The 9,965-nt window shown below is 68.4% G+C and carries 8 protein-coding genes; 5 read left to right on the forward strand and 3 right to left on the reverse strand.

The window, feature by feature from the left end:
* Positions 1-1,058: siderophore-interacting protein (locus ACIPUB_RS19720; protein ID WP_407608936.1), on the forward strand; the 1,058-nt coding region annotated here is incomplete at its 5' end.
* Positions 1,059-1,080: 22 nt separating this feature from the next.
* Here ACIPUB_RS19720 and ACIPUB_RS19725 read toward each other — a convergent pair.
* A complete protein-coding gene (locus tag ACIPUB_RS19725) occupies positions 1,081-1,548 on the reverse strand; it encodes a MarR family winged helix-turn-helix transcriptional regulator (RefSeq protein WP_407608937.1) in 468 nt (155 codons plus the stop codon).
* Positions 1,549-1,654: 106 nt separating this feature from the next.
* On the opposite strand from ACIPUB_RS19725, the gene ACIPUB_RS19730 reads away from it, so the two are divergent.
* A complete protein-coding gene (locus ACIPUB_RS19730) occupies positions 1,655-3,583 on the forward strand; it encodes an ABC transporter ATP-binding protein (protein ID WP_407608938.1) in 1,929 nt (642 codons plus the stop codon).
* 101 nt (positions 3,584-3,684) lie between these two features.
* On the opposite strand, the gene ACIPUB_RS19735 is transcribed toward ACIPUB_RS19730, so the two are convergent.
* Both ACIPUB_RS19735 and ACIPUB_RS19740 read right to left on the reverse strand, forming a co-directional pair.
* Positions 3,685-3,963 carry an HPr family phosphocarrier protein gene (locus ACIPUB_RS19735; protein WP_302264744.1) on the reverse strand — a complete coding sequence of 93 codons (279 nt, stop codon included), beginning with the start codon at positions 3,961-3,963 and terminating at the stop codon, positions 3,685-3,687.
* An 80-nt stretch (positions 3,964-4,043) separates the two neighbouring features.
* Positions 4,044-5,729 (reverse strand): putative PEP-binding protein, encoded by a 1,686-nt coding sequence (locus tag ACIPUB_RS19740; RefSeq protein ID WP_407608939.1) that lies wholly within the window; start codon positions 5,727-5,729, stop codon positions 4,044-4,046.
* A gap of 145 nt (positions 5,730-5,874) precedes the next feature.
* On the opposite strand from ACIPUB_RS19740, the gene ACIPUB_RS19745 reads away from it, so the two are divergent.
* The 3 genes from ACIPUB_RS19745 to ACIPUB_RS19755 are packed head-to-tail and all read left to right on the forward strand — an operon-like array spanning position 5,875 to position 9,797.
* Positions 5,875-6,597 carry a TetR/AcrR family transcriptional regulator gene (locus ACIPUB_RS19745; RefSeq protein WP_407608940.1) on the forward strand — a complete coding sequence of 241 codons (723 nt, stop codon included), beginning with the start codon at positions 5,875-5,877 and terminating at the stop codon, positions 6,595-6,597.
* Between the two features lie 60 nt (positions 6,598-6,657).
* Positions 6,658-8,655, forward strand: coding sequence for a PTS mannitol transporter subunit IICBA (locus ACIPUB_RS19750; RefSeq protein ID WP_407608941.1), 1,998 nt, complete (start codon positions 6,658-6,660; stop codon positions 8,653-8,655).
* The gene (locus ACIPUB_RS19755; protein WP_407608942.1) at positions 8,652-9,797 is read left to right on the forward strand and encodes a mannitol-1-phosphate 5-dehydrogenase; all 1,146 of its coding nucleotides are present in this window, start codon (positions 8,652-8,654) and stop codon (positions 9,795-9,797) included. The genes ACIPUB_RS19750 and ACIPUB_RS19755 overlap by 4 nt, the downstream gene beginning before the upstream one ends.
* Positions 9,798-9,965 lie beyond the last annotated feature (168 nt).

A 9,965-nucleotide genomic window follows, 5' to 3' on the forward strand; every position in this document is an offset into this window, starting at 1 on the left:
CCCCCCGGGCGGGGCCCCCCACGGAGGCATCCGAGGCGGCCCGCGCCGACGGGCTGCAGCGCGCCGAGGAGATCAGCGAAATGCTGGCCTTCTCCACCCGGGTCCTGGCCATCCACGAGCTCAGCGACAACTACCGCCGGATCACGCTCTCCGGCGCCGACCTTGCGCACTTCGGTGCCGGGGACGTCCCGCTGGATCTGCGCATCAAGCTCATGATCCCGCCGACGCCGCAGCCGGGTGCCGCGGCCCCGGAAACGGCCGGCCACTTCGATTCCCTGCGCCCGGGTGCCTGGCTCAACGCCGAGGACGCCGGCGGCTGGTACCGCCGCTGGCTGGCGCTGCCGGCCGAAACCCGGGGCGACATGCGCACCTACACCGTGCGGGCGCTGCGCCCGGCCGGGCACCGGGACAATCGCGGCGAGTTCGCGGAAATCGACATCGACTTCGTGCTGCACCTGCGCACCGAGGGCGGCAAGCTCGTCGGCGGGCCCGCCACGGTGTGGGCAGCGCAGGCAAAGGTCGGGGACTCCATGTTGCTGCTGGGACCCAACTCGGGGCTGTGCGACGAAAACTACGGCGGCATCGAGTTCCGCCGCGGGGCGGCCAAGCGCGTCCTGCTGGCCGGCGACGAGACCGCCGCCCCGGCCATCTGCTCGATCCTGGAGGCCCTGCCCGCAGGGGTCACCGGACATGCGCTGATCGAGGTCCCCGATACCGGCGACATCCAGGGATCCTCGACCCGTTCGGGCGTGTCCGTGCAGTGGCTGCCGCGCGGATCCCACCCGCACGGCGAACTGCTGGCCGCCGCGGTGCGCGACATCGTGGCGATTCCCGCCGCCGGCGCCGTGATGACCGGGGCCGACCCCGAGGACGTCGACGTGGACGAGCAGATCCTGTGGGAGACCGCCACGGTTTCCACCCAGCCGTTCTATGCCTGGCTGGCCGGGGAGGCGGGCGTGATCAAGGAGATGCGCCGCTACCTGGTGCGCGATGCCGGCATGGACCGCAAGCAGGTGGCCTTCATGGGCTACTGGCGCCGCGGCAAGTCCGAGGGCTAGCCGCGGCGTCGGGTCCCGGTTCCTAACGCTCGGGGGTGCCGGAGAGCTTCTCCAGGATCCGGGCGAGCTCCGCGCGTTCCTGGGCATCGAGGCGACCGAAATACTCCTCGGTGTGCAGGCGCCTTGCTGCCCGCACGCGCTCGCTCAGTCCCATCCCTTCCTCGGTCAGGCTCACCAGCGTGGCACGGCGGTCCAGCGGGTCCGGGCGCCGGATCACCAGCTGCTTGGCCTCCAACTGGTCGATGACCTCGGTGGCCGAACGCGGGGCGATGCGCAGTCGCTCGGCGATCTCCTTCAGCCGCATGCCCGCCCCGGAGGCAGGGTCGGAGGAATTGCCGTGCTGGGCCAGGGACCGCATGGCGCGGGACTGGTGCGGGGTCAGCTCGAACGGGGCCAGCCTGGCCGACCAGGTCTGGCGCAGCGAGCGCCAGGCGCGGTGGAAAAGCTCGGACAGGTCCCCGGGAGGTGCGGAATTGCTGCTGAATGGCATGCTCCCCAGACTACAACAAATTTGACCAGTAACCACATAGTGAGGTAACCTCAACGGTGACGCGGTGCGAATCACGCACCCACAACCACCACGAAAGGTGGTGCACATGTCGGAATCGAGAATCTCTTCCGGCGCGGCCCGAACGGGCCCCTCCGCCAACAAGCCGCACGCCCCGTCCGGCACCGGCCGCGGGGGAGGACCCGGCGGCCCCGTCGCCCGCCTGAACCCGGCCGACCTCAAGCAGGTCAGGCTCCATCCGGTGAAGCCCTCCCGGATCGCCGCCCTGTTCGCCCCTCACAAGCTCGCCATCGCCATCGTGGTGCTGCTGATCTCGGCGGCCTCGGTCATCGGGCTGGCCCAGCCGTTCCTGATCCGCGCCATCATCGACGACGCGCTGCCACAGCAAAACACCGTGTTGCTCGCCTGGCTTGCCGGCGGGCTGGTGGCCGTCGCCGCGGCGACCGCGGCCATCGGCGTGGTGCAGACCTGGATGGCCACGAAGATGGGCCAGAAGGTCATGCACACGCTGCGGACCCGGCTCTTCACCCACCTGCAGGCCCAGTCGCTGGGATTCTTCACCCGCACCCGCGGCGGGGAGGTGCAGTCGCGGCTGACCAACGACATTGCCGGCATGCAGTCGGTCGTCACCTCCACTGCCACCTCGGTGGCCTCCAACTTGACCACGGCGGTGGCCACCGCCATAGCGATGGCGGCACTCTCCTGGCGGATGAGCCTGCTCTCGCTCATCGTGCTGCCCCCGGCCATCTGGCTTTCGCGCAAGGTGGCGCTGATGCGCCGGGACATCACCACCGCACGCCAGCAGGAACTCGCGGGCATGTACACGCAGATCGAGGAGGGGCTCTCGGTCTCCGGCATCCGGCTGGCCAAGACCCTGGGCACCACCGGGCGCGACGTGGCCCGCTTCTCCGCCTCCTCGCACCGCCTGGTCGACCTGGAGCTGCGCAGCCAGCTTGCCGGTCGCTGGCGCATGGCCACCATGGGCATCGTCTTCGCGGCGATTCCCGCCCTCATCTACCTTGCGGCCGGATTCCCTGCGACCAGTGGCGGGATGACCATCGGCACGCTGGTCGCGTTCACGGCGCTGCAGGGCGCGATTTTCAGGCCCATCATGGGGCTGCTGAACGTCGGGGTCCAGTGGGTCACCGCGATGGCGCTGTTCAGCCGCATCTTCGAATACCTGGACATGGACCCGGAGCTCAAGGCGCCGGGAAACCCCGCGTGCTTCGATCCGGAGCAGGCGGCAGGGCGGGTGCGCTTCGAGGGCGTGTCCTTCACCTACGGTGCCGGGCCGGCGGTGCTGCGCGGGATCGACCTGGAACTGGCCCCCGGCACCGCCACCGCGATCGTCGGACCCACTGGTTCGGGCAAGTCCACGCTCGGTGCGCTGCTGCCGCGGCTGCATGACCCCAGTGCCGGGAGGATCACCATCGACGGCGTCGACGTGCGCGAGATGGCACCGGAGACCCTGGCGCGAATCGTGGGCGTGGTCTCCCAGGAGACCTACCTCATCCATGCCTCGATCCGCGAGAACCTGCTGCTGGCCGACCCGGACGCCGACGACGCGGCCCTGTGGAAGGCGCTGGCCGGCGCGCAGATCGCCGACCTCGTTGCCGGGTTGCCGGAGGGCCTTGGCACGCTGGTCGGCGCGCGCGGCCACCGCTTCTCCGGAGGCGAGCAGCAGCGCCTGGCCATCGCCCGGACCATCCTGCGCAACCCAAGGGTGCTGGTGCTCGACGAGGCCACCAGCGCGCTGGACAACAACACCGAGGCGCTGGTGCAGGAGGCCCTTGACCGGCTGGCCGCCGGGCGCACCACGCTGATGATCGCCCACCGCCTCTCGACCGTGGAGAACGCCGACCAGCTGGTGGTGCTCGATGCCGGGGAGATCACCGAGCGCGGACGCCCGGCGGAATTGCGGGCATCGGGCGGCGCATTTGCCCGGCTGCTGGCCGCGTCGGCCGCCTCGGCTACGTCGGCTGGGGCCGAGACAAGGGTGGCCGGCGCGAGCGTCTAGGAAGCGCGGGCAGACAGCAGGATTAAGCGCCGATGGCGTGGAGCGCGGCAATCAATGCGCGTTCCACGCCATCGGCGTTGGTGCTTGGGTGAGGGGGGCGGCTAGACGGCGTCCAGGTCCGTTTCCAGCAGTGCCACCAGGGAATCCAATGCCTCGTCGGCGCCGTCGCCGGTGGCGCGCAGCACCACTTCGTCGCCCTTGGCCGCGCCCAGGGTCATCAGCGAGAGGATGCTCGAGGCGTCCATGGCCTCGTCCTCCGGCGCGTCCTTGGCCGCGATGGTGACCTCGATGTCGAGGGCTCCGGCGGCCTCGGCGAAGAGGGCTGCGGGGCGGGCATGCAGGCCGGAGGCGCTGGCGATGGTGGCAAGACGTTCGGACATGTTGGGGGTTCTCCTGTTTTTCGAGGGGGGTGTGAAGCGGACGGGGCAGGAATAATCCTACGGTGCGGCAGGGGAGCGGGTTACAGGCCCAGCTCGGTGAGCTCCGGCAATTGTTCGCGCACCGCGGCGCGTGCGGCCTCGGCGCTCGGGGCGGCCAGGGCCAGCTGCGCCAATTCGCCGGCGCGCTGAAGGGTGACGGTCTTGAGCACCGCGGCAACCGAGGCCAGCGACCTGGGGGACATTGACAGGGTCGAGACGCCCAGGCCGATGAGCACCACTGCCAGCGCCGGGTCCGCCGCTGCCTCGCCGCAGACGCCGACGGGCTTGTTGTTGCCCTCGGCCCGGGAGCCGGCGACGGTCACATCGATCAGCCGAAGCACCGCCGGCTGCCACGGGTTGTTCAGTGCGGCGAGCGGGCCCAGCTGCCGGTCCGCTGCCATGGTGTATTGCGTCAGGTCGTTGGTGCCCAGGGAGGCAAAGGAGACCTTGGAAAGAATGGCCTCGGCGCTGAGCGCGGCCGAGGGAACCTCGACCATCACCCCGGGGGTTGCCAGTCCGGCCGCGGCGCACATGGCGGCGAAGTCGGCTGCCTCGGAAGGCGTGGAAACCATCGGTGCCATGACCCACACCTCGGCGCCGGAAGCGGCAGCCGCGGTGGCGACGGCGGAGAGCTGGCGGGCCAGCACGCCCGGGGAGGTGGTGTCGGTGCGGTAGCCGCGAACACCCAGTGCGGGGTTGGGCTCGGAAGCGTCGGTGAGGAACGGCAGCGGCTTGTCGGCGCCGGCGTCCAGCGTGCGCACCACGACCTTCCTGCCCGCGAACGCGTCGAAGACGGCCTTGTATTCGGCGACCTGTTCCTCGATGGAGGGCTCGGTGTCGCGGCCCAGGAAGCAGAATTCGGTGCGCAGCAGGCCCACGCCCTGGGCGCCGGCAGCGGCTGCCTTCACGGCGTCCTTGCCACCGCCGACATTGGCCAGCAACGGGACCAGGTGCCCATCGGCCATCACGCCGTTGCCGTCGAAGACCGAGAGCAGCGCAGCGTTCTTCAGCCATGTGGCGACCGCCTGGCGTTCGGTATCGCCGGGTTCGGTGGAAATCGTTCCGGCGGCACCGTCGACGAAGACCTCGGTTCCCGTTTCCAGGGCATCGAGTCCCGGGGCGGCAACCACCGCGGTCAGGCCCAGGTCCCGGGCGATGATGGCGGTGTGCGACTGCGGTCCTCCGCCGGTGGTCAGCAGGGCGATGACCTTCGCCGGGTCCAGGGTTGCGGTGTCGGCGGGGGCGAGGTCCTCGGCGACGAGAATGAAGGGGGTCGCGGAGTCCGGGATGCCCGGGGCGGGGACCCCGCGCAATTCGGCGACGATGCGGGCGCGCACGTCCAGCACGTCGGTGGCGCGTTCGGCCATGTAGCCGCCGAGGGTGATGAGCATCTGGGCGACGGTTTCGCCGGATTCCCAGATGCTGCGTTCGGCGGAAAGCCCGCCGTTGATCATCTTGTTGGCGCCCTTGAGCAGCATCGAGTCGGTGGCCATCAAGGCGGTGGCCTCGAGCACGGCCTTGGCCTCGGGGCTGGCGCCGGTTGCGCGGGTGCGCAATTCAGCTTGGACGCGCACGGCGGCGTCCTTGAGCGCTGCGACTGCCTGTTCCGCGGACATCGAGCCGTTCAGCTTTTCCCCTGCAGGCGGTTCGGTCAGCGCCGGGGGCATATGCCTGATGGCTCCGATGACGCGTCCGGGCGTGACGCCCACTCCTGAGAAGTTCAGCACTTATGTTCCTCGATCCGCTGGGATGCTCTTGGTTGCTTGGGGTGGCGATTGCGCGATGCAGCCGGGAATCACGCCTGGACTCGAGCATAATCCCGGTGTGTGATCCTCTTCATATAGCAATGTTATAGGTGCTAGGGTAGCAGTCATGAGTTTAGACTTCCAGCTTCCGCCAAGGGAAAGGCTGCTTCAGGCCGCCGTCGAACTTTTGGCGAATTCGGACGGGGCTCCTGTCTCGACCCGGAAAATCACCGAGCTGGCGGGGGTCACGGCGCCGACGCTGTACCACCACTTCGGGGACAAGGAAGGACTGTTCGACGCGGTTGTTGCCGTGGGTTTCGACCAATACGTCGCCAGTGAAACGGGCCTTGTCGCCACCGGAAAACCCCTCGACGACGTGCGGCGCATGTGGGACCAGCACGTGCGCTTCGGCATGGAGCAGCCGCATATGTACCTGGTGATGTTCGGCAACGTGCGCCCCGGAAACCGGTCCAACCGGCTGGCCGAGGCCGAGGCCTTGCTGCGGGACAAGCTGGATCGGGCAGCGGAGGCGGGCCACCTTAATGTGGCCCCCGCGGACGCGGTGCGCAGCATCCTGGCGGCGAACATCGGGGTCACATTGATGCTCATCGCCGAGCCGGCCGCCGAGCGGAACTTCGAGCTCTCCGACATGACCCGCGATGCAGTGATCACTGCGGTGTCCTCGAAGGCCGGCATCACCGACTCCGCTTCCCCGGTGGAGACCTCCTCGGTCGTCGTGGCGGCCATTGCGTTGAACGCTGCCCTGGAGTCCTCCAACCCGCAGCAACTGTCCAACACCGAAATGAAGATGTTCCTCGAGTGGCTGCACCGCATTTCCAAGACGTCGTAACCGTCCAGAATTGTCCGCCTATTACCTGCGACGCCGCAGGACAAACGATTAGGAAAAATCATGGCAACACCAACTGAGGCCGCCCCCCGGGCCGGCCTGCGGGTCAGGGTGCAGAAGTTCGGCACCTTCCTCTCGGGGATGATCATGCCCAACATCGGGGCGTTCATCGCCTGGGGTTTGATCACCGCGCTGTTCATTCCCGACGGGTTCTTCCCCAACGAGCAACTTGGCTCGCTGGTGGGCCCGATGATCACCTACCTGTTGCCGCTGCTGATCGGCTACACCGGCGGCAAGATGATCCACGGGGTGCGCGGCGGCGTCATCGGCGCGATCGCGACCATGGGCGTCATCGTCGGCGCCGACATCCCGATGTTCATCGGCGCGATGATCATGGGTCCGCTCTCCGCACTCGTCATGAAGAAGCTCGACGGCGTGTGGGAGGGACGGGTCAAGCCCGGCTTCGAGATGCTCATCGACAACTTCTCCTCCGGCATTGTCGGGGCGATCATGGCGATCTTCGGCATGCTGCTGATCAATCCGCTGGTCATTGCCTTCTCCAACGGCGCCGGCGCCGTCGTGCAGTTCTTGGTCAACAACGGCTTGCTGCCGCTGACCAGCATCTTCATCGAACCGGCCAAGGTCCTGTTCCTGAACAACGCCATCAACCACGGCATCCTCACCCCGCTGGGCACCGAGCAGGCCCTCGAGCAGGGCAAGTCACTTCTCTTCCTGCTCGAGGCCAACCCCGGCCCGGGCTTCGGCATCCTGTTGGCGTACTCGATCTTCGGCAAGGGGCTGGCCAAGGCCTCGGCCCCCGGCGCCGCACTGATCCAGTTTGTCGGCGGCATCCACGAGATCTACTTCCCGTACATCCTCATGAAGCCCGTCATGATCCTCGCAGCGATCGGCGGCGGCATGAGCGGCATCTTCATGCTGGTGCTCACCGGCGCCGGTCTGCGCGCCCCGGCGGCACCGGGCAGCATCTTCGCCGTGTTCGCGATGACCTCTTCGGACAGCTACCTGGGCGTCACCCTCGCGGTGGTGGCCGCCACCGTCGTCTCGTTCCTGATCGGTTCCTTCCTGCTGAAGATCTCCAAGGCCCCCGAGGGCGACGGACTCGGCGAGGCCGCAGCCAAGATGGAAGCCATGAAGGGCAAGAAGAGCTCGGTTGGTTTCGCGTTTGCCGGCGAGACGGGCAACGGCCCGGTCCGCAACGTGGTCTTCGCCTGCGACGCCGGCATGGGATCGAGCGCCATGGGCGCCTCGGTGCTGCGCAACATGTTCAAGAAGGAGGGGCTGGCCGAGGTAAAGGTCACCAACTCCGCCATCGCAAACCTTTCCGACACCTACGACATCGTGGTGACCCATCAGGACCTGGCCGCACGTGCAGCACCTGTGACGGCCAGCGCCGTGCACGTCTCGGTGGACAACTTCATGAACAGCCCTCGCTACGAGGAGATCCTCGAACTCGTCAAGTCCCGCAACGCGGAGCCCCAGGACGCCGTGAGCGTGGGTGCGCCGGCGGCAACCGAGGGTGCGCAAGCCGGCGAGGCGCCGGCAGCCACCGCCCGGCACGCGGCGAAACCGGCTGCTTCCGAGCAGGACGCCGCGGCCCCGGCACGTCCCGAGGTCCTGGCGAGTGAAAGCATCATCTTGTCCGGCAGCGCCGCAACGCGCGACACGGCCATCGACGAGGCCGGCGCGCTTTTGCTGGCCCGCGGGGCGGTGAACCAGGAATATGTGGCTTCGATGCACACCCGCGAGGCCACCGTGTCCACCTACATGGGCAACTTCCTGGCCATCCCGCACGGCACGAATGAGGCCAAGGGAAACATCGCCAGCTCCGCGGTGTCCATCATCCGCTACCCGGAGGGCATCGACTGGAACGGCAAGGAGGTCAAGTTCGTGGTCGGCATCGCCGGGGTGAACAACGAGCACCTGGCGATCCTGGCCTCGATCGCCCGGGTTTTCACCGACAAGGCACAGGTGGCGCGGCTGGAAGCGGCCACCACGCGTGAGGAAATCCTCGACATCTTCGGAAAGGTCAACGCATCGTGAAGGTAGTACATTTTGGGGCCGGGAACATCGGCCGCGGATTCGTCGGACTGCTGCTGCACCAGGCAGGCTACGAGATCGTGTTTGCCGATGTGGCAGACGCGCTGATCACCGCGCTGGATGCGGCCGAGAGCTATGACGTGCACGAGGTGGGGCAGGATCCGCAGGTGCGCCGGGTCGACAACTTCCGCGCGCTGAACTCCTCCACCCAAACCGATCGGGTCATCGCGGAGATCGCGACGGCGGACATGGTCACCACCGCCGTGGGGCCGCACATCCTGAAGTTCGTGGCACCGCTGGTTGCCGCCGGAATCGCCAAGCGCGACAGCGCACTGGCTCCACTGCAGGTGATGGCATGCGAGAACGCCATCAACGCCACCGACATCCTTGAAGCCGCGGTGCTGGCTGACGGCGCCTCCGACGCGCCGGCCGTGGGAGCCAAGGCCATCTTCGCGAACACCGCGGTGGATCGCATCGTCCCGAACCAGGCGCCAGGCCAGGGCCTGGACGTCACGGTGGAAACCTTCTTCGAGTGGGTCATCGACAAGACCCCGTTCGGGGACGCTGTTCCGCTGATCGCCGGGGCGACGTTTGTGGAGGACCTGGGCCCGTACATCGAACGCAAGCTGTTCACGGTCAACACGGGTCACGCTTCGACGGCATACCTGGGGCATGCCGCGGGGCTGGAGAAGATCTCCGAGGCCATGGCCGACCCGCGGGTCTTTGCCAAGGTTGCCGCGGTGCTGGCCGAAACCAAGTCGCTGTTGGTGTCCAAGCATGGCTTTGCCGAGGCCGACCAAGAGGCCTACGTGCAGAAGATCCTGGCCAGGTTCTCCAACGAGTACCTGCCGGACACCGTGGTGCGCGTGGGCCGGGCGCCGCTGCGCAAGCTCAGCCGGCACGAGCGGTTCATCGGCCCGGCCGCCGAGCTGGCCGAAAGCGGCATCAAGCCGGTGGCGCTGCTCGAGGCGATGGGTGCCGCGCTGCGGTTCAGCGACCCGGAAGACACCGAGGCCGCCGAAATGGCCGGCATCCTCGCAGCGAATTCCAGTGAAGAGGCCACCGCGAAGATCACCGGGCTGGCTGCCGACCACCCGCTCTTTGGCTCGGTGAACGAACTGGTCAAGGACGTCCAGGCCGGCTAGCGGCCGGAGGTCGGTCCGAGTGCCTTTCGAGGCGAGAATGGGGTGGGCGGGGGGGGGGGGGGGGGGGGGGGGGGGGCCCCCCCCCCCCCGGGTTTTTGTGGGGGGGGGGGGGGGGGGCCGGGGGGGGGGGGGGGGGGGGGGGGGGGGGGGGGGGGGGGGGGGGGGGGG

It is taken from the genome of Paeniglutamicibacter sp. ORCA_105, assembly GCF_045798545.1.
Classification (GTDB): domain Bacteria; phylum Actinomycetota; class Actinomycetes; order Actinomycetales; family Micrococcaceae; genus Paeniglutamicibacter; species Paeniglutamicibacter sulfureus.

Excerpts from the sequence above, each read along its gene's own strand:
- ACIPUB_RS19750 (WP_407608941.1), top strand. The coding sequence starts at position 6,658 with ATGGCAACACCAACTGAGGCCGCCCCCCGGGCCGGCCTGCGGGTCAGG.
- ACIPUB_RS19735 (WP_302264744.1), bottom strand. The coding sequence starts at position 3,963 with ATGTCCGAACGTCTTGCCACCATCGCCAGCGCCTCCGGCCTGCATGCC.
- ACIPUB_RS19730 (WP_407608938.1), top strand. The coding sequence starts at position 1,655 with ATGTCGGAATCGAGAATCTCTTCCGGCGCGGCCCGAACGGGCCCCTCC.
- ACIPUB_RS19725 (WP_407608937.1), bottom strand. The coding sequence starts at position 1,548 with ATGCCATTCAGCAGCAATTCCGCACCTCCCGGGGACCTGTCCGAGCTT.
- ACIPUB_RS19745 (WP_407608940.1), top strand. The coding sequence starts at position 5,875 with ATGAGTTTAGACTTCCAGCTTCCGCCAAGGGAAAGGCTGCTTCAGGCC.